At 37.1% G+C, this 20,331-nt stretch carries 16 protein-coding genes and 1 tRNA gene; 10 read left to right on the top strand and 7 right to left on the bottom strand.

Features of this window, described 5'->3' with window-relative positions:
- Positions 1-4 precede the first annotated feature (4 nt).
- Genes lipB through FHX64_RS02830 form a run of 4 tightly spaced genes read left to right on the top strand, consistent with a single transcriptional unit; the run spans position 5 to position 2,915 of the window.
- On the top strand, positions 5-679 hold the full coding sequence (gene lipB, locus FHX64_RS02845) for a lipoyl(octanoyl) transferase LipB (protein ID WP_425487951.1): 675 nt from the start codon (positions 5-7) through the stop codon (positions 677-679).
- Positions 680-739: 60 nt separating this feature from the next.
- Positions 740-1,756: a type IX secretion system protein PorQ gene (gene porQ / locus FHX64_RS02840; RefSeq protein ID WP_183412331.1), complete on the top strand. Its 1,017-nt coding sequence runs from the start codon at positions 740-742 to the stop codon at positions 1,754-1,756.
- A 23-nt stretch (positions 1,757-1,779) separates the two neighbouring features.
- Positions 1,780-2,490, top strand: coding sequence for a (d)CMP kinase (gene cmk / locus FHX64_RS02835; protein WP_246392283.1), 711 nt, complete (start codon positions 1,780-1,782; stop codon positions 2,488-2,490).
- A 20-nt stretch (positions 2,491-2,510) separates the two neighbouring features.
- Entirely contained in the window at positions 2,511-2,915 is a 405-nt protein-coding gene (locus FHX64_RS02830) for a lipocalin-like domain-containing protein (RefSeq protein WP_183412329.1), read from the top strand.
- A gap of 27 nt (positions 2,916-2,942) precedes the next feature.
- On the opposite strand, the gene FHX64_RS02825 is transcribed toward FHX64_RS02830, so the two are convergent.
- The 7 genes from FHX64_RS02825 to deoC form a co-directional block, all read right to left on the bottom strand.
- Positions 2,943-3,767, bottom strand: a complete 825-nt coding sequence (locus FHX64_RS02825; RefSeq protein WP_183412328.1) for a transporter substrate-binding domain-containing protein — start codon at positions 3,765-3,767, stop codon at positions 2,943-2,945.
- A gap of 9 nt (positions 3,768-3,776) precedes the next feature.
- Positions 3,777-6,527 carry a DNA gyrase/topoisomerase IV subunit A gene (locus FHX64_RS02820; protein WP_183412327.1) on the bottom strand — a complete coding sequence of 917 codons (2,751 nt, stop codon included), beginning with the start codon at positions 6,525-6,527 and terminating at the stop codon, positions 3,777-3,779.
- Positions 6,528-6,568: 41 nt separating this feature from the next.
- A complete protein-coding gene (locus FHX64_RS02815; protein ID WP_183412326.1) occupies positions 6,569-7,441 on the bottom strand; it encodes a YegS/Rv2252/BmrU family lipid kinase in 873 nt (290 codons plus the stop codon).
- Positions 7,442-7,519: 78 nt separating this feature from the next.
- On the bottom strand, positions 7,520-8,173 hold the full coding sequence (locus FHX64_RS02810; protein WP_183412325.1) for an ABC transporter ATP-binding protein: 654 nt from the start codon (positions 8,171-8,173) through the stop codon (positions 7,520-7,522).
- A gap of 24 nt (positions 8,174-8,197) precedes the next feature.
- Positions 8,198-9,301: a lactonase family protein gene (locus FHX64_RS02805; RefSeq protein ID WP_183412324.1), complete on the bottom strand. Its 1,104-nt coding sequence runs from the start codon at positions 9,299-9,301 to the stop codon at positions 8,198-8,200.
- Between the two features lie 35 nt (positions 9,302-9,336).
- Positions 9,337-11,466: a prolyl oligopeptidase family serine peptidase gene (locus tag FHX64_RS02800; RefSeq protein WP_183412323.1), complete on the bottom strand. Its 2,130-nt coding sequence runs from the start codon at positions 11,464-11,466 to the stop codon at positions 9,337-9,339.
- A 57-nt stretch (positions 11,467-11,523) separates the two neighbouring features.
- A complete protein-coding gene (gene deoC / locus FHX64_RS02795) occupies positions 11,524-12,402 on the bottom strand; it encodes a deoxyribose-phosphate aldolase (RefSeq protein WP_183412322.1) in 879 nt (292 codons plus the stop codon).
- A 363-nt stretch (positions 12,403-12,765) separates the two neighbouring features.
- On the opposite strand from deoC, the gene FHX64_RS02790 reads away from it, so the two are divergent.
- The 6 genes from FHX64_RS02790 (at position 12,766) to FHX64_RS02765 (ending at position 20,327) form a co-directional block, all read left to right on the top strand.
- Positions 12,766-14,238, top strand: coding sequence for an amino acid permease (locus FHX64_RS02790; protein ID WP_183412321.1), 1,473 nt, complete (start codon positions 12,766-12,768; stop codon positions 14,236-14,238).
- A gap of 420 nt (positions 14,239-14,658) precedes the next feature.
- Positions 14,659-15,846, top strand: a complete 1,188-nt coding sequence (gene spt / locus FHX64_RS02785; RefSeq protein WP_183412320.1) for a serine palmitoyltransferase — start codon at positions 14,659-14,661, stop codon at positions 15,844-15,846.
- A gap of 127 nt (positions 15,847-15,973) precedes the next feature.
- Positions 15,974-16,049, top strand: a tRNA-Gly gene (locus FHX64_RS02780).
- A 1,049-nt stretch (positions 16,050-17,098) separates the two neighbouring features.
- On the top strand, positions 17,099-18,844 hold the full coding sequence (locus FHX64_RS02775) for a DNA polymerase III subunit gamma/tau (RefSeq protein WP_183412319.1): 1,746 nt from the start codon (positions 17,099-17,101) through the stop codon (positions 18,842-18,844).
- 178 nt (positions 18,845-19,022) lie between these two features.
- Complete coding sequence (locus FHX64_RS02770; protein ID WP_183412318.1) at positions 19,023-19,373, top strand: hypothetical protein; 351 nt, start codon at positions 19,023-19,025, stop codon at positions 19,371-19,373.
- A gap of 81 nt (positions 19,374-19,454) precedes the next feature.
- On the top strand, positions 19,455-20,327 hold the full coding sequence (locus FHX64_RS02765) for an outer membrane beta-barrel protein (protein WP_183412317.1): 873 nt from the start codon (positions 19,455-19,457) through the stop codon (positions 20,325-20,327).
- Positions 20,328-20,331: the final 4 nt, after the last annotated feature.

Raw genomic sequence — 20,331 nt, 5'->3', positions numbered from 1 at the left:
AACTATGATGAATCAAAAAATAAATATAATAGATTGGGGGTTAATTTCTTATAAAGAAGCATGGGGGCAACAGGAAGAATTATTTAATCAGACTATTGCCGACAAACAACAAGGGAAAGATACTCCTAATTATTTAATATTATGTGAGCATCCTCACGTCTTTACTTTAGGTAAAAATGGAATCATATCTAATTTACTGATCAACCAAGCTCAATTAATTGCAGCTAAAGCTGAGTTTTTTCAAACCAATCGCGGAGGAGATATAACGTATCATGGCCCGGGACAATTAGTGGGTTATCCGATATTCGATTTAGAAAATTTCAAATTAGGGTTAAAACAATACATAGATAAAGTTGAAGCCGCTATTATCGATGTACTGGCTCAGTACGGTATTAAAGCCGATCGTATGCCTAAGGCGACAGGAGTTTGGTTAGATATAGATAATCCTTCTCGAAGCAGAAAAATTTGTGCCATTGGTGTCCGTAGCAGCCATTTTGTAACAATGCACGGATTTGCTTTAAATGTATCTACAGATTTGAGCTACTTCTCGTTTATTAATCCGTGTGGATTTGTTGATAAAGGAGTAACTTCCATAGAAAAAGAATTAGGAAGAAAAGTGGAATTATCAGAAGTTAAAATGAAAATAGAAAAGGCATTTCAGAAAATATTCCTTGTATAATAACGTTTTACTAGTAAGATTTTCAAATAGCAAAAACAGACAAAAGACGTTGTTTCATTCATGAACAAAAAACTTATACTGCTCTATTTTTTAATACTTTCTGTTTTACAACTGAATGCTCAGGCTGGTAATACGGTATACTCTTTTCTGGATTTACCTGCTTCAGCTCACTTAGGAGCAATGGGTGGAACCAATGTTTCGTTATATGATCAGGATATTAATCTTGCTTTTAATAATCCTGCCTTGCTGAGTGAAGATACTAAAAATGCCTTAGGCCTAAATTATACCAATTACTTAGCTGGAATTAATTTTGGATCAGCTATTTATGGGTTCAATGCAAGTGAAACTAATCATTGGGCTTTAGGAATTCGGTATATTAATTATGGTCAGTTCCAGGGTTATACCTCTGACAATGTAAGTACAGGGACATTCAATGCACAAGATTATGCTGTAAATTTAATTTATGCCAGAACTTTAAGCGATAAGTGGAACATTGGAGTTGCATTTCAGCCAATATATTCGCATTACGAAGCTTATAGCAGTGTAGGATTGTCAGCAAATGTAGGCCTTCATTTTCACGATGAAACAAGCCTGACATCCTTTGGAATAGTTGCAAAAAACATTGGAACACAAATTACATCATATGATGCCATAAATGGGGATCAAGCCCGGGAACCATTGCCTTTTGAAATTGAAATGGGTATTACCAAAAAGTTTGAACATGCTCCTTTTCAGTTAACAGTTACGGCTACAAACCTACAGCGTTGGAATTTGAATTACCAAGAAAATGACTCCATTGCCACCTCAGGATCTGTAGTCAATATGCTTTTTCGACATTTGATTTTTGCGATAGATTTTTTGCCAAGTAATCACTTTTATTTAACTGTAGCATATAACGATCGGCGTGCTTCGGAGTTATCCATCGCTAATATACGTTCATTATCAGGATTTTCAGGTGGTTTTGGCATTAATATTTCTCGAGTAAGAATTGGATTCGCAATTGCGGAATATCAGGCGGGCAGTTTAGCATATCATTTTTCACTGACTACTAAACTTAGTGATTTCGGGATTCAATGATTCATTGTAATAATCTAATTTTCATGGATATAATTTCTAAAATAATAATTGCTATTGATGGATATTCTTCCTGTGGAAAAAGCACTATGGCAAAAACATTAGCCAAAGCTATTGGTTATATTTATATTGATAGTGGAGCTATGTATCGAGCAGTAGCATTATATTGTATAAAAAATCAATTAATTCGTGAGAATCCAATTGACTTGGAGAAACTAAAACAATTATTGCCGTCAATTTGTATTGGTTTTAAATCTAATGCAACCGGCGAATCGGAAACATATCTCAATGGGATAAACGTAGAGCGTGACATTCGTTCTCTTGATGTGGCGCAAGCTGCTAGTTTGGTCAGCGCAATACCTTTTGTTAGAGAAGCCATGGTTAAATTGCAACAACACATGGGGCAGTCTAAGGGAATTGTTATGGATGGCAGAGATATTGGTACTGTGGTTTTTCCCCACGCAGAGTTGAAAATATTCGTTACGGCATCACCTGAGATCAGAGCTAAACGAAGGTTCGCAGAGATGGCCGCTGTCAACCACAATATCACATTTGAAGAAGTTTTAGCAAACGTAATAGAACGCGACAATAGAGATACACAACGAAAAGCCAGCCCTCTTCGCAAGGCGGATGACGCCTTAGTCTTAGATAATAGCTATCTATCTATCGATGAACAATTTCAGTGGCTCTTAAATGCTTATCAAAATACAATTCACACAACTCAACAATGGTCTTAATATCACAAACTATTAAAAATATGAACATAAAGAAATATCTGCTTATTTCCTGTTTACTGATGGGAATTTTTTTACTGGCTGGATGCCATAATTATAATCCGGATTTGAATGGCAAATGGCAACTAATGACAATTTCAACTCCAACTCAAACAATTGTACGAGACAGCATTTTTTATAACTTCGACAATTATACCTTTGAAGTGCAAAATATGAACCGAAATACAAATCCTAACGGAGGAGTTTTACTTGGTGAGTTTCATCAGATAGGAGATTCATTAATTCTTCAGGTAGTAGATAATTGGTATATTCCGTCTCATTTCTACTGGAATAGTCTGGAAAAACGGTTTAAGATTGTCTCTATTTCTTTGAGTAGACTGCGTTTATCCGAAAATGATAGCATTTACACCTTTAGAAGCTATAATTAACGAATTCAATGGAAATCGAAAGATTTGTCAGTTGTAATATTTGCCATATAACTGATGAAATTCATTTGTTTTCTCAAAACGATCTAACCAGTTATTGACTAAATTAATAAAGTTTGGTGTCAGAGGATTCATTCCCCACCCTTGCTGTTGCGAAAATCCAACTGGCAATGACACATCTATACCTGTGAAACGCTTGGCAAAATATTGAGCAACACGTTCATCGGTAACTGCATAGGGAATTGTACCTTTCGCAACCAACAGTATAAGTTCTTCCGAATCATACACATTCATTTGATTGATATAGATGGTATCACTCATTTCATGAGCCAAATGTCTAATCAATTGAATGTAATATGATCCTTTAGACAACGTCACCTGCTGCTTCCCTAATTCTAATTGGTTAGTAATGTTTCCTTTACCGTTTGAATCTTTACGCTGGACAAGTACCGCACGTGAAATTAGGATAGGATATGAAATGGTGAGTGATTGCTTTGTTTCTGAAGTTAAGGGTATATTTTGAGCAATAATATCTACTTTACCATCCAACAAATCACTGATTGCTGCATGCAAAGAACGTACACGAATAAATTTTGGCTTTACATGCAGCTCGTTGTCACATAAATCACGAATCAGCTCATATTGAAATCCCGCAATAGAGTCGCCTCGATACATATAATCGATTTGATTATCCCGAATAGCAACACGCAAAAAACCTTTAGAACGAATCACATCTAAATCTCTGACTCCACTGGAAAATCGTAATGCATAAATAAGATATCCCGCTAGTAACAAGAGAATTAAATCAATAATAATTGTTTTTCTCTTGAATCTTTTAAGGGAAAGATCTCTCATTACAAAGAATTAAAAAAGTGTAGTCTGACCTGTAATCTCATCAATATTAAAATCTGTATCCGGTAGATTCTTTTCTACCTCTCGTGACGCATCCGGCACTTTAGGCTCCTCTAAAATTTCAAAACCTTCTTCATCCGAAGACGGATTTTCATCCTGATCATCGGCAACGGCTTTAGGTTCAAGTTCCTTCACAGATAACAGTTGCCATGTCGTCAAACGTTTTCCTTTTGCCTTGCAACTTTTCACACCTACAAATTCCTCCACATCAATGACAACAGGTTCTTTGTCTATGTCATCTCCGCCAAAAGAAAGCTCAAATTGAGGAAATTCTTCACCTGAAAGATGTATCAAATAAGAATCTGAGTGATCTCCAAGAAAATTGACCGGTTTGGAAGTGGATTCAAACATGAAACGCTTTAAATATGGATATCCCTGTTCGGCATCAAAAAGTATAGCTGACCACACTTTGTCTTTATCAAATTGTTCAATTACCAGAATATCTGGTTCATAATGATTTGTCAAGTCAAAATTGGATGTGTAGTATTCCCCGTTTTTATGAATAACCAAAATCAAGTCTTCACTTTGAAATTCACCAAGATAATCACCACGCCCATCATAATTCAAGCGCAACACATCATGATCAAACCATACATCCCGACCTCCCAATGTTGAAGCTCCTTTATGTTTCAAACTGATTTTCAGAATATCGTTTTTTGTCAACAAATTTCCCATCGACTGACGACCCTTAATAGCAATCGTGCTAAAATCCTTTTCTAAAACCAGATTTTTTATTCTTGGCTTGGGCTTTAATGCAATACGAATGACTTCTGCTTCTCCATTAGGATTGGCACTAAAATACAGGATTTTGGAATTTTCTTTTCCTTGTGTTACGTCGTATTCCTTATCCCGTGTCACACCGGTCACGGCAAAACGTTTCATATAATAAGCTCCGTTTCTACCATTTCTGTACACCAAGTTATAAATTGTACGCTTATCATTTTTCTTGAAGAGGGATATGTAAAGAATATTTTTGCCTACAAATAACTTTTCAGCTACTTTTACCACTTTATATTTTCCATCTTTAAATAAAATGATAACATCGTCTATATCAGAGCAATTACATAGAAATGTATCTTTTTTAAGGCCTGTTCCTATAAAGCCTTCTTCATAGTTAACATATAATTTTTCGTTGGCTTCAACTACTTTGGCTGCTTCAATTGTTTCAAAATTCCGAATTTCTGTACATCTCGGATAACGTGCACCATATTTATCTTTCAGTTTTTGATACCAATCAATCGTGTATTCAACAAGATGAGCTAAATGAAAATCAATTTGTTTAAGCTGTTCCCGAATAGAAGTAATTTCATCTTCCGCTTTTTCGACACTAAATTTTAGAAAACGCTTTGTCTTGATCTCAAACAGGCGAATAATATCTTCATTTGTCACCTCCCTGACAAAGTTGGCTGTGAACGGCGCTAATCGCGCACGGACATGATTAATAGCATCATCAATAGTTGCACTTTCTTCAAATGGTTTGTCTTTATAAATCCGCTCATGAATGAAAATCATTTCCAGTGATGCAAAATGTAAAGCCTCCAATAATTCGCTCCGTTCGATTTCTAACTCCAGTTTCAACAAGGACTTTGTGTGAACAACGCTTTGCTGCAGTAGATGAGTGACATTAATAAAATAAGGCTTATTATCTTTGATGACGCAGCAATTTGGAGATATGCTGCGTTCGCATTCTGTAAAAGCATACAACGCATCAATGGTTTTATCAGATGAAACACCTGGTTGTAAATAGATTACAATTTCTGCTTTTTGTGCTGTATTATCATCTACCTTACGAATCTTTATTTTCCCTTTCTCATTGGCCTTCAAAATTGATTCGATTAATTTAGAGGTATTGGCTCCAAACGGTATATCATTAATAACCAAAGTTTTATTGTCTATTTTATTGATTTTAGCCCTGACTTTGACAGTTCCTCCTCGTTCTCCGTCATTATATTTGGACACATCGACATAACCGCCAGTTTGAAAATCGGGATAAAGAATAAATGGTTCGTTTTTCAAGTATGCTATCGAAGCGTCAAGCAATTCATTGAAATTATGTGGCAGAATCTTCACATTTAAACCAACAGCAATCCCTTCGACTCCTTGTGCCAGCAATAATGGAAATTTTGCAGGAAGCGCTACCGGTTCTTTGTTCCGGCCATCATACGACAGTTTCCAGACGGTAGTTTTTGGATTAAATAAAACTTCGAGAGCAAATTTTGAAAGTTTTGCCTCAATATATCGAGGAGCTGCAGCTCCATCACCTGTTAAAATATTTCCCCAGTTACCTTGACAATCAACCAGTAAATCCTTCTGTCCTAATTGCACCAATGCATCACCAATAGAGGCATCTCCATGTGGATGGAATTGCATGGTATGTCCTACAATATTAGCTACTTTATTATACCGTCCATCATCCATACGCTTCATGGAATGGAGAATTCTCCGTTGAACAGGTTTCAGCCCATCATAAATATGCGGGACAGCTCGTTCCAAAATAACATACGAAGCGTAGTCAAGAAACCAGTTCTGGTACATTCCAGACAAATGGTGTTTAATCTGATCATCATGTGGGTTAGGAATATGATAATCAGAATGAGCTTTTGATGATTCAATAATAGATTGACCATCAATATTATTATCTGAAGAGTTATCTAAAACCTCTTCGGTTAAGTCGTCAGAGAATGTATCGTTATTATCGTCCATATTATCTCAAATATCTTTGCTTCTTTCCAAATCGTTTATCATTACGCCCACACTTTAAGAACCTTAGGTAACACTTTTATTTTCAGCTTCTTTCCCATCATACCTGGTTCGCCATCAAAATGCACATAATCAGGATTTTTCCTTTCTACTTTTAATGTTTTACATTTGAAAGTCTCTACATATCGGGTCTTATCCAGTTGCCTTGCAAGTAAATGTAAACTGATTTTAGGTGCTTCGTAAATTGGAAACTCCGACATCACAACTACATCCAAAAGTCCATCATCAATAGAAGCATTCGGAGCTATAATCACGTTATTGCCCCATTGGGCTGCATTGGCAAAAGTAATTAAAAATGCCTTTCGTTCGATCGTTTCTTGTCCGTCAATTGTTAATTTATACCTTTGTGGCTTATAATCAAAATATTGAAAAATGACCTCGCCTACATACACCACCGGACCTCGCCTTCCAGCTTCAGCAAAACGATTGGCTATATAAGCATCATAGCCTACTCCTGCAGTACAAAAAAACGGAGTATCATTTAACATACAGCCATCAATAAGCATTTCGTGTCGTTTACTGATTTTTCTCAGTGCCACTGACGGTTGTCCTGACATTTTAAGATGCAATGCCAATCCATTGCCAGATCCGGCAGGAACGACTCCCAATGCAACAGATGTACCCAACAGCGCACTAGCAACCTCGTTAACTGTTCCGTCGCCGCCTATCGCTACCACTGCATCATAGCCTTCCTGAACATATTTTTTTGTTTGATAAAATCCGTCATTAGGAGCATTCGTGTTATAAAGTACTGTTTCATACTCGTTTTCAGGAAAATATTTTTGAATCAATCTCGGATATTGGGATTTTGAACGAACTCCTGATCTCGGATTAATGATAAAAGCGATCTTTTTCACTGCCTGTCAATTATTTATATCACATTAAATATGTTTTGTGTTTGCAAATCTCGTCTTGAATGATTTAGAAAGAACATTTTAATGATCAATCATACCATCCCTCATTGTAACAATACGATCTGATAAAGCTGAAACTTCTTTATCATGTGTTACAATAACAATTGTCAGGGAAAAACGATCGCGAACATCAAAAAACAACCGATGTAATTCCTCTTTATTCTTTGAATCCAAGCTTCCGGAAGGCTCGTCGGCCAATATAATAGATGGCCGGTTTATCAATGCTCTTGCAATAGCAACACGTTGCCGTTCACCTCCCGACATTTCATTTGGCTTGTGTTGTGCCCGCTCTTCTACATGAAGAAACTGGAGTAATTCTCTGGCTTCTGTTTCTGTTGTTTTATAGTTTTTCTTAGCAATCAAAGCAGGTAGCATTACATTTTCCAACGCTGAAAATTCCGGCAATAACTGAGGAATCTGAAATACAAACCCAATATGTTGATTACGAAAAAGAGAAAGTTTTTTCTGATCTAATGACTGTATCGGAATAGAATCAATAACTACTGAACCCGCATCTGGACGTTCCAATGTTCCCATAATGTGTAACAGCGTGGTCTTCCCTGCTCCACTTGGCCCCACAATGGAAACTATCTCGCTCTTATTCACTGAAAAATCAATTCCTTTAAGCACTTGCAACGATCCGAACCGTTTTGTAATGTTCTCTAATTGAATCATACAAACAACTTATAATCAAATATTTTACTTACTATAATGAAGAAATTTCAGACAAACAGGCTGAGCCAGTTTTATCACCTCATGCATAGAGGCCAATAAACCCGTTTCAGGGTTGCGTTTAAGAACAACCATGCTGTTGCCATATTGATTAGCAACAATCAAATATTTACCCGTCGGATCTAACGTGAAATTTCGAGGCCAGTTTATGTCATTCCTAATCCATTGTATTGGTTTCACATTTCCTGTGTGCTCATTAAAGGAGCATACCACAATGCTGTTATCTCCACGGTTTGAAGCATATAAGAAACGGCCATCAGTTGAAAAGTGGATTCCTGCAGCCCCGTTATAGCCTTTAAACTTAGCTGGCAAAGTTGAAATATTATGCACGATAACACCAAATGCACCGCTGGTATCTCTTCTTATAATAATGATCCGGCTTCCCAGCTCATTCACAACAGCCATCCATTTTGCATTTGGAGAAAAATCAATATGACGTGGGCCAACTCCTTTAGGAAGATCTATTTCACCAAATGGACGAAGTTTATTTTGTTCAATAGTGTAAATCAAAACTTTATCAGTTCCTAAATCAGCTGAATAGATAAAGCGACCTTTCGGATCCGGCAAAATACAATGGGCTCTTGGAACCCTCCCCCAATGATGGTCTACAGTTGCTAGGGAACCAATTGCCCCATTAGCTTCAATGGGATAAAACGTTACCAATCCACTACCATAACTGGCAGCTCCTAACCATCTCATCGGTTGTAATTCTGCGATATGACAACTAAGCCCACCTTTACCCGTTTGGCTGTTAATGTAATGCAAAGAATCCATATGGTCTATAGAAAATGAAGATAAACAATAAGTTGAATCCATTTCGCCAACCGACCAGATATATTTGTTATTTGCTGAAATTGCAATATAACTTGGATTTGTTATTTTGGCAACCAATTCAGGGGCATATAGTTTACCTGTTTGAGAATCAAACCAACTTCGATAAATTCCGTTGCTGCCTTGTCCTGTGTAGGTCCCGATAAATAATGGAATTTTCGTTTTAATCTGCGCATAACTTATGGTAAATGAGTTTACACATATAATCAATAAGAATCCAATCCAATAATTTCGTTTCATTGTAATTTCATGTTTGTGAAAGATATAAAGCCTCCTTATTTTGTACTAATAAAATGTATGGGTTTAAATGATATATGCAAATTCTCAAAGATGAATGTCCATATATCAGCTGCTTCATCAATGTATTTTGAAATTGGCTTGCCTGCTCCATGTCCAGCCATATGTTCAATATGAATTAAGACCGGATTTGACCCTTCTTGATCGGCTTGCAATGTGCTTATAAATTTGAATGAATGTGCGGGAACAACCCGATCATCGTGATCTCCGGTAGTTACAAAAGTAGCAGGATAGGCAACTCCCGGCCTGATATTTTGTAAAGGAGAGTATTTCAATAAATAATGAAACTGATCTTCATTATCGCTTGTCCCATAATCACTTGCCCAAGACCATCCAATAGTGAATTTTTGATAGCGTAACATGTCCATAACTCCTACCTGAGGAATCGCTACTTTGAACAAATCCGGACGTTGTGTCATACAGGCTCCAATCAGCAATCCGCCGTTTGAAGCTCCCTGAATCGCTAATTTTGAAGAAGATGTATATTTCTCTTTAATTAAATATTCTGCTGCAGCAATGAAATCATCAAATACATTTTGCTTATGAGATAATATACCTGCCTGATGCCATTTTTCACCAAACTCTCCACCCCCGCGAATATTTGCCGTCACCCAAATGCCTCCATTTTTAAGAAATAGCATACGACTGGCACTAAAAGTAGGAGTAATACTGATATTAAACCCGCCATAACCATAGAGTAATAATGGATTTTCCCCGTTTCGTATCAAATTTTTATTGTGAACAATAAACATGGGCACTCTGGTACCATCTTTCGAAGTGTAGAAGATTTGATCTGTGACAAAGTCCGAAGTAGTAAATGGCAGTTTTGTGGAATAAATTAATTGCGGCACTGCCATATTATCTATGGGGAGTTTGTAGATATTATCAGCACAGGTAAAAGAGGTATAATCATAAAACAAAACTTTATCTTTTTGTTTCCCGCTAAGCGAGGTGACCGTACCCATACCAGGCAAAGATATCTTCTTGTCGAAAATCCCATTGGTCTGGTATAACAACAATTCATTATAAGCATTATGTAAATAAAGTACCACTAGTTTGTGATCTACTATTGTGGCTTGTTGTAACACATCTGTTTTTTCCGGTATCAATGTTGAAACTTTCCAATCTGCTGTATTGACTTTGATAATTTGATAATTAGGAGCTTCAGCATTAGTTTTCACAATTAAATCATCTCCTATGTTATCAATAACAGCATAATCGTGATCGAAACCGGAGACAAAAACATGCAGCGGAGTATGGAGACCTTTTCGTAAATTACCAACTATCAAATTATTACCACTTGACGCGTCTGCACCATAAATGAATATAAAATGTTCGTCAGCAGTTGTTTGTGCCGAAAAAGTACGCAGTGGATGCTGGCTGTCCTGATAAATTAAAATATCTGCGCTTTGAGGTGTTCCTAATTGATGATAATAAATCTTTTGAAATTGATTTTGTTGTGTTAATACATTTCCGGTCGGAGCATCATAACAACTATAAAAAAAACCGTTTTTGTACCATGCAATATCTGAAAATTTTACCCATTTCAACACATCCGGTAACTGCTTGCCATCTATTGTCATAACTCTGATTTCTGTCCAGTCAGAACCTCCTGTAGCAAGAGCATAAGCAATATACCGATTATCATTTGAAACAGCCCATGTATTCAACGCTACAGTACCAGTTTTCGATAAAATGTTTGGATCCAATAATAACGTTTCTTTGTCTGTTTTACTATCCTGCTTGTATAAAACAGATTGATTCTGAATCCCATTGTTCTTAAATAACAAGTAATTATCTCCGGCTTTTACAGGAACGCTTTGCCTGGGATAATTCCACATTTGCGTCAGGTCCTTTTTTATCGCTTTGCGAAAAGGAATTGTATCCAGATAAGAATCTGTCAGAGCATTCTGTTTCTTAATCCAATTAGATGTAGCTAAGGAATTTTCATTTTCCAACCAACGATATGGGTCGGCAACTTTTGTGCCAAAATAATCATCCACCGTATCGCATTTTGGTGTTTCAGGATAACGTATGGTTTGTGATGATAAAAATGACGATGTTGATAAACACATTGTAATAAACAAAAAAGAACGCAGGTGTTTCATGAGTTTTGTTTTAAGTGTTATTGAAAAGCTATTCAATAAACATAGCTAGTTCCGTCCTTAAAAATAAGTCACTTCCTTATCATAAATCGCTGTAAGTAAGTTATTCGCTAAACGACTGGCTCCTAACCGAAATAGTTGGTTGTTAAGCCATTCATTCCCCAATATTTCTTTTACAATAGTATAATAAACTATCGCATCGGCAGGGGTAACAATCCCACCAGCAGGTTTAAACCCAACTTTTCGACCAGTTTTTTGATAAAATTCTTTGATCGCAGTGCACATAACGTAAGCGGCTTCAGGAGTAGAGGCAGGATTTGTTTTTCCTGTCGATGTTTTAATAAAATCAGCCCCTGCTTCCATTGCCAATAAAGAGGCTTTTTTGATTTCTGCAGCCTGTTTTAAGGTTCCGGTTTCTAAAATCACTTTCAAATGGGCATGTCGGCAAGCTGCTTTAATTTCAACCAGTTCGTCAAAAACATCTTCGTATTGTTTGTTCAGAAAAGCACCTACGGAAATGACAACATCAATCTCAGATGCTCCTTCATGAACTGCCAATGAAGTTTCAGCGACTTTGACTTCCACAAATGTTTGAGATGACGGAAATCCTGCCGATACAGCGGCTACAAGCACAGGAACTGTTAAAGTATCATGGACAACGCCAGCAAAATTAGGATATACGCATATAGCCGCCACAGAAGGAATATCGGGAAATATGATTGAAAAAGCATTCACTTTTTCGACCATATTTCGAATATTCGTTACATTATCAGCAGTATTCAGAGATGTTAAATCAATAGAATTAAAACATTGCTTGTATATCTCTGGAGGAGTATTTACTTGAGATTTTTCTTCTAATAGCCGTGCTGTCAATTCTGCAATTTCTTTGTCGTTTAACTCGACATCATAACCCTGAAAAAAGGCATTAAAATCTTTCATGAAATAATAATTTGTTATTAAAGATGCATGACGCAAATTACAAATAAGTTTGTGTTTTGCTGAATATCTGACTCTTATAATAAAAAAGTAAAGGGATTCTTTTGAAGCCCTTTTTATTCTTGTTTTTTTACATAGCTTGCAAAGATATTACTTTTTCATCAGAAAATATCCTTTGTTTTCGTAACAGAAACAGTTCCATGAAGCTTTTTGTATCTGATTTTAGCAGGTATTTTTCTGAACATTTATCGGTTATCTCAATAAAAAATGTACTTTTGCAACACATATCGTTTTGAATTATCACTCATATAGCGTTGATGGTTTTAAACTGCAATATTTTACTCACAACTATTCCCATTAAGTCCGATGAGCAATAACCTTTTTATTAAAAAATCAATTGCCCAATTGATTGAACAGTCAGAAAACCATAACACATTACGTCGACATTTAAGTGCAACGAATTTAGTTCTATTAGGCATAGGAGCCGTCATTGGAGCTGGTATTTTTGTATTAACGGGAACAGCTGCTGAAATGCATGCCGGACCAGCAATTGCACTCTCATTTATATTATCAGCCTTAGGAAGCCTTTTTGCTGGACTCTGCTATGCCGAATTTGCTTCCATGATTCCTGTCTCCGGAAGTGCATATACATATGGGTATGCTACTATGGGTGAATTCATTGCCTGGATAATTGGTTGGGATTTGATTTTAGAATATCTGTTTGGATCTGCCACTGTCGCAGTTGGGTGGTCCGGTTATGTAATCAGCTTTTTGCAAGATTTCGGAATTACCTTACCTGCTTCGATAGCCCAAAGTCCATTTCTCTATGATTCAACAGGATGGCATCATAGTGGTGCTATTATCAACTTTCCGGCTATGTTTATAATAGGATTGATGACAACGCTATTGGTAATCGGCATTAAAGAATCAGCAAAGGTCAACAACATCATTGTTCTTATTAAAGTAACCGTTATATTGCTTTTTGTAGGATTTGGCATCAGCCATATACATATGCAAAACTGGACACCATTCATCCCTAAAAACACCGGCACGTGGGGACAATATGGTTTTTCGGGAATTTTGACAGGAGCTGCTGTTGTATTTTTTGCTTACATTGGGTTCGATGCAATTTCCACTACAGCACAAGAAGCAAAAAATCCCAAACGGGATATGCCTATTGGTATTTTGGTCTCGTTGCTAATTTGTACTTTATTATATGTAGCCGTAAGCTTAACATTAACTGGGATTGTCAATTATCATAACTTAAACGTTCCTGCCCCAATTGCATTAGCTATTGACACAGCAGGGAAAAGCCTGATTTGGTTACGTCCGATTATTAAAATTGGTGCCATTGCAGGGTTAAGCTCTGTCGTATTGGTATTGTTATTAGGACAATCACGCATTTTTTTCACAATGGCTGGAGATGGCCTTTTATGGAAAAGTTTTGCAAAAACACATCCACGCTTCAAAACTCCACATATTACCACAATTGTAACTGGAAGCTTTGCCGCGTTATTCGCAGGTCTTTTTCCAATAGGACTTCTGGGAGAATTAGTCTCTATAGGAACTCTTTTAGCTTTTACGATTGTGTCCATTGGCGTTATTATTCTTCGGAAAAAAGAACCCGATGCACCAAGATCTTTTAAAACGCCATGGGTACCTGTTATTCCCATTTTGGGTGCTGGAGTTTGTCTGGCCCAAATGGCTTCCCTGCCTTTAGATACATGGTTACGTCTTATTCTATGGATGCTGATCGGTTTTATAATTTATTTCACTTATGGGCGTAAGCACAGTATTACCAGAAAATTATACGAAGCCGAAGAGGAGAAAATACATTAAAATAATATTTGAGGACATATTATCTGGCTCCAAAATAACCAGATTATTGCCATATAGTTATAATCCAAAAGATTCTAAGCGTATATTTAATCAAAAAGTTGCATATTTTACCTGATTCTTGCTCTTTGAAAGGAATACCACTGTAAATAGAACTTTTTTATAGAAACAAAGTCTATGGTTTATCTGAAAATACACAAAAAGCTACATGTAAGCGTTTTATAAATAAAAGAGCAGATAAAGTCCACATTGAATACAAATATCAAGAAAGCATACATTAAAGTCAATGGCGCACACAACACATTGATATATAATATATAAAAAGAAAAATATTTTTCACAACATTTTTTTCAATTGTGGTGATGGCGATGCTAAATTAATTTTTATACCTTTGCACGCACTAACCAAAAAACTATCATTATCGTGAGTCTACTTAGCGAAAAAATGTCTTTGTTTGATGCTCCTCAGAAGTATCAAGCTGCTGGGGTTTATCCCTATTTTCGTGCAATTGAATCTGATCAAGATACTGTTGTTACAATCCACGGCAAACCTGTCTTGATGTTTGGATCAAATAGTTATCTTGGGTTAACAAACCATCCCCGTATTAAGGAAGGTGCGATTAAAGCAATAGAAAAATATGGAACAGGATGTGCTGGTTCTCGTTTCCTAAATGGGACACTCGATATTCATCTCGAGTTGGAAGAAAGATTAGCCAAATTGGTTCATAAAGATGAAGCCTTAGTCTATGCTACTGGATTTTCTGTGAATTCAGGCGTCATTCCTTGTTTAGCTGGGAAGGATGATTATCTCCTTTATGACGAATTAGATCACGCATCAATTATTGAAGGTCGTCGGCTTTCGTTTGCTAATCAGCTTAAATATAAGCATAACGATATGGAATCGTTAGAACGCCAACTGAAGCGATGCGAATCTGATAAGATTAAACTAATCGTTGCAGATGGCGTTTTTAGTATGGAAGGAGACATAGCCAAACTACCGGAAATGGTTGATCTGGCTAAAAAATATGATGCTTCTATCATGATTGACGAAGCTCATTCATTGGGAGTCTTTGGACAAACGAGCGCAGGCATTTGTGAGCACTACGGCGTAACGGATGATGTGGATGTCATCATGGGCACATTTAGCAAATCTTTAGCAACAATCGGAGGTTTTGTAGCTGCTGATAAAAGCATTATCAATTATCTGAAACACAATTCGCGTACATTGATATTTAGCGCAAGTATCACTCCGGCTTCTACAGGATGCGTGCTTGCAGCACTTGACGTCATTGCCGAAGAGACTTGGCGTAAAGATCAACTATGGGCAAATACAGCAAGGGCTTTAGATGGATTTCGTAAAGCAGGCTTTGATATTGGCCATACCGAAACTCCAATTATACCTCTGTTTGTACGTGATAACGAAAAAACATTTATTCTTACCCGGAAACTAATGGATGACGGAATATTTGTAAATCCTGTAGTTTCGCCTGCTGTTCCACCAGAAGATACATTAATTCGGTTTTCATTAATGGCTACACACACATTCGAGCAAATTGATGAAGCTATTGCAAAAATAACACGGAATGCACAACTCTTAGGCATTATCCCATAATATACAAAAAATTAACGAACCTCATTATTTGACGATCTAAAATATGAGGTTCGTTGATTCAAAAACAACGTAGAAGGGCCTCTATATTTCAAAAAAACTACTATCTTTGCACGGCTTTTCAAACAACGCGGAAGTAGCTCAGTTGGTAGAGCATCAGCTTCCCAAGCTGAGGGTCGCGGGTTCGAGTCCCGTTTTCCGCTCCACTTAAATATACTAAGATGATTGAGAGAGTTTGATTCAATTCAGGCTCTCTTTTTATTTGATTTTGTCGTTAATTAGACTACTTCTTGTAGGTAAATGTTATAAAATTGTTAAATCCAAACAGAAAAGGATCGTTTTGGTCTAACATTTTCAAATAATCCTACTAAAATATTCAAGTTATGGCTACTTTTAAGGCAGTTGTCTAATTGAATAGAAAAAGACAAGATGGAACCTATGATGTAATAATCAAAGTTACCCATAATCGGAAAAACACTTCAATCCTCACTCCGTTTATGTAATTGAGTCCGACATCAAAAAGATGGATCCACTAAATCGAGAGTCTATTCGAAAAAAGCAGAAGATATAATAAAAAGTTACAGGCATCAGTGCGATAAAATTTATGCAAGACTTCCCCAAATGACTTTATCCGAACTTGTGGATTATATCATCAATAGAAAAGATGCACCTAATTGCATGTTTAATTTTATTCAATCAGGGCTATCAATAAAGGTTAAAAAAAGATACCGGCACACAAATGTGCTATGAAACCAGAATTAGTATCACGGTGTTAATTATCGCCATAGGTGCATTATTGCAATACCCTTAATTAAACGCATAGAGCGAGTATGCTCAATTACAGGCATCCTAAATAATGGGCATCGTTTATAATCTATTTCTAGTATTTATAAATATTTTTTGTAAGTGACTTTTGTTATTTGCTTACATTTTTACCAAGCCACTTTTTTTGCTTCAAAACTTTCTTTCGCGATCGTCCTTTAGCAATCGATAAAACTAATGTACATAATTAATAAAACACATCGATGAGGCACCGTAATAGAGGCGAATTAGTCAAATGCTTCAGAAATCTTTGCTATATTTGCTTCGTTCAATAATGATAAGTCAAAAGCCTTACTGTCCACTTTTCAATAAGCAAACTTTACTGTTTTTCAAACTGATTCGAAAAAGAGCAGCAACGGCAAAACCATACAGAGGGATGACCGGAAGAGAAATTCCTACATAACATTATGACTAAACAATAAATAATTAACTGATGAATAATTTCATTGTTTCTGCACGAAAATACCGTCCCACCACATTCGAATCAGTAGTAGGGCAATCGGCACTCACAGCCACACTGAAGAATGCCATCAAAACTAATCACTTGGCTCATGCTTACCTGTTTTGCGGGCCTCGTGGAGTAGGAAAAACATCATGTGCCCGTATTTTTGCAAAAACAATCAACTGCGAACATCTGACGCCTGAGTTTGAAGCTTGCAACGAATGCGAGTCATGCCGTACTTTCAACGAACAGCGTTCATACAACATTCACGAACTCGATGCTGCATCGAACAACTCCGTTGACGACATTCGTTCCCTTATTGATCAGGTACGTATTCCCCCCCAGATAGGTAATTATAGTGTATATATTATCGACGAGGTGCATATGCTATCACAGGCAGCGTTCAATGCATTTCTCAAAACGCTGGAAGAACCTCCTGCCCATGCTATTTTTATTTTGGCCACTACCGAAAAACATAAAATCATACCCACTATTCTTTCGCGTTGCCAAATTTATGATTTTGTACGCATCGGCATCAATGATATTGTAGAACATCTTGCCTCCATTGCTGAGAAGGAAGGTATCACAGCTGAACCTGAAGCCCTGAATGTCATTGCACAAAAAGCTGACGGAGGAATGCGTGACGCTCTTTCTATATTCGATCAGGTTGTTAGTTTCTGTAGCGGGAATATAACTTATCAAGCTGTAATCGAAAATCTGAATGTACTCGATTATGACTACTATTTCAGGTTGACCGATTGCTTTCTTAGCAATCGTGTAGCGGATGCATTGCTATTATTTAACGAAATTCTGAACAAGGGATTTGATGCTCAAAACTTTGTAACAGGTATGAGCGGCTATTTCCGTGACTTGTTGATGTGCAAAAATTCTGCAACTGTCCAATTGCTTGAAATGGGTAATGCTATCAGGGAGTTATACGTAAAGCAAGCGGCCCAATGCAATCCTGTTTTTTTGTTCGATGCATTGACACTCTCCAACGAATGTGATTTGAATTTTCGCACCAGTCGTAACAAAAGATTGCTCACCGAATTGCTACTGATCAGACTCTGTCAATGGAACGATAAAAAAAAAGTTGTGACTGATGAGACTGTTGAGCATAAATCCATCGAAAAGATTAGGGTATCCTCTCCTGCTCCTGCTCCAACGCTAAACAATACTCAACTACAGAATAATGTTGTTGCCACACAATACGTAACAACACATCCATCTTCGAGTATTGGACGCTATCAGGAACCAGTGCAAAAAAAGCAAGCTGTGGTGCCTCCCTCTATATCCATTCGGACAACCCCTCAGGAAATCACGCAAATGGTTACCGAAAATCAGGCAGGCGAATACAAAGTTAAACAACATGAACCTGTTAGCCCCGAAGCATTACAAAATGCATGGCTGAAGTTTGCCAACGACAAAATAGCCGATCAGATATATGCAAGAAACTATATGCTCAACCACCTGCCAACGTTAACAGGAAGCGACTCTATCCGTATGGTGTTTGATCAACCGATACAACAAAAGTCATTCAGTGAAATTTTCGACAACCTGAAAATCTATCTGCTGGAAGAGCTCCGCAATGACTTTCTGACATTTGAATTTGAATTGGATGAAACACAGCAAGATGACAATGCGCTATTTACTTCGCAGGACCGTTATACCTGGCTCCAGAAAAAAAACGATGCTTTAACCCATTTGCGTAAAACATTTAAACTAGAACTAGACTGATATTCGGCACGCAAAAGGATTACGTCATCGGATGGCTCAATTGAAATAAATTGCGTACATTTGTAGCCGGTTTAACGATTACATCGTTCCCATGACATTCAATTTAATTATATAAAAAGAATATTGTTATGATTGCCACACGAAGTTACGTATGCCTTTTAACAACACATTACATCATATGAAATATATATTTTTGCTATTTTCTGCATTAATTCTTATTATATTGGTCAATTCGTGCAATCCAGCTGAAACAATTTCATCAGGGACAAGTGCCGTTGTACAAACTCCAACCAATGATATCTTCCCCGTTATCACGGTACGCTGGAGTGGACGTATGGTTATTTGTAACAATAGCGCAAATGATTATACCTCTTATCAGTGGTATTTGAACAATCAGGCAATTCAGGGTGCTACAGCCCAGTATTACTATGATTCAACTGGTTTGAACGGTGCTTATTATGTAGTAGTAACAACATTGAAAGGCACGAAATTACAATCCGATTCAGTGTCAGTACATACCACACCCTGATAACTTAAGAGATTATCAGATTGTTTTATAAATAAACAGCATCATCCTTTTTGTACATAACTTATTTTTCTTCTTTATATAATGAAAAGACCACTTTTTATATGGTTATTGTTAGGAGTTTCGCTTGCGCTATTTGCGCAGAAAGGGACTTATTTGAAAGGATTTGAAATAAACGGGTCTGCTTCGTTGGGAGTAAATGCACTCAGTTATTTGAATACAGGCGGAAATCGTGCTGATGGTCCGGGTATGGGGCTAGGCATAGGTGTCGCTTTTTTCAAGAATGAACACTGGGGGCTTTCCACCGGACTTAATTTTACCAACTACACCTCGTTTGCTTCTTTTGCAAACAACTACACATTTACAAACTACACGGTCGACAGCGATGGACAACCATGCAATGTCAACTTCAAACTCAACAACACAAAAGAAGTAGATGTAGCATATCAAATGTCTATTCCTTTAATGGTCAATTACCGTTATTATCTACCCACAGGCAACGCCCTCTTTGCAGCGGGTGGACTAAAGGTCTCCTTTCCGCTCGGATCAACCTACCGCGTGACTTCAGGTAACGTAACCACAACCGGCTACTATCCTGACCTGAACGCAACCATCAGTAATATTCCTGAATTGGGCTTCACGTCAAATGACATCAAGGGTCTACATGGAACAACTTCATTCAAAAGTACTTATATGGCTTCGTTCGAAATTGGTTATCTGTTAAGGCGCCAGAAAAATTCATTCCTAACGTTCAGCCTATACGGTGATCTTGGACTAAATAATTTACGCCGTACTTATACCAGTACCCCATTGATGTACAATTATTATTTATACGGTGGGCTTCCCGGATCTGATCTTGTAAACCAGGTAAAACTCTATTCGGTGGGAATCAAAATAAGCTGGAACATTCACTTAAGCGGTGGCGGTGAATTGCCCACATTGCATGAAAAAAAATAATAAG

It is taken from the genome of Microbacter margulisiae (assembly GCF_014192515.1).
GTDB classification, from domain to species: Bacteria; Bacteroidota; Bacteroidia; order Bacteroidales; family Paludibacteraceae; genus Microbacter; species Microbacter margulisiae.
Note: the sequence above shows the minus strand (reverse complement) of the source record. Positions and strands in the feature narration are given on the sequence as shown.

Bases quoted from the DNA above. Each gene is read 5' to 3' on its own strand.
- lipB (WP_425487951.1), top strand. From the start codon at position 5: ATGATGAATCAAAAAATAAATATAATAGATTGGGGGTTAATTTCTTAT.
- porQ (WP_183412331.1), top strand. From the start codon at position 740: ATGAACAAAAAACTTATACTGCTCTATTTTTTAATACTTTCTGTTTTA.
- cmk (WP_246392283.1), top strand. From the start codon at position 1,780: ATGGATATAATTTCTAAAATAATAATTGCTATTGATGGATATTCTTCC.
- FHX64_RS02830 (WP_183412329.1), top strand. From the start codon at position 2,511: ATGAACATAAAGAAATATCTGCTTATTTCCTGTTTACTGATGGGAATT.
- FHX64_RS02825 (WP_183412328.1), bottom strand. From the start codon at position 3,767: ATGAGAGATCTTTCCCTTAAAAGATTCAAGAGAAAAACAATTATTATT.
- FHX64_RS02820 (WP_183412327.1), bottom strand. From the start codon at position 6,527: ATGGACGATAATAACGATACATTCTCTGACGACTTAACCGAAGAGGTT.
- FHX64_RS02810 (WP_183412325.1), bottom strand. From the start codon at position 8,173: ATGATTCAATTAGAGAACATTACAAAACGGTTCGGATCGTTGCAAGTG.
- FHX64_RS02805 (WP_183412324.1), bottom strand. From the start codon at position 9,301: ATGAAACGAAATTATTGGATTGGATTCTTATTGATTATATGTGTAAAC.
- FHX64_RS02800 (WP_183412323.1), bottom strand. From the start codon at position 11,466: ATGAAACACCTGCGTTCTTTTTTGTTTATTACAATGTGTTTATCAACA.
- deoC (WP_183412322.1), bottom strand. From the start codon at position 12,402: ATGAAAGATTTTAATGCCTTTTTTCAGGGTTATGATGTCGAGTTAAAC.
- FHX64_RS02790 (WP_183412321.1), top strand. From the start codon at position 12,766: ATGAGCAATAACCTTTTTATTAAAAAATCAATTGCCCAATTGATTGAA.
- FHX64_RS02775 (WP_183412319.1), top strand. From the start codon at position 17,099: ATGAATAATTTCATTGTTTCTGCACGAAAATACCGTCCCACCACATTC.
- FHX64_RS02770 (WP_183412318.1), top strand. From the start codon at position 19,023: ATGAAATATATATTTTTGCTATTTTCTGCATTAATTCTTATTATATTG.
- FHX64_RS02765 (WP_183412317.1), top strand. From the start codon at position 19,455: ATGAAAAGACCACTTTTTATATGGTTATTGTTAGGAGTTTCGCTTGCG.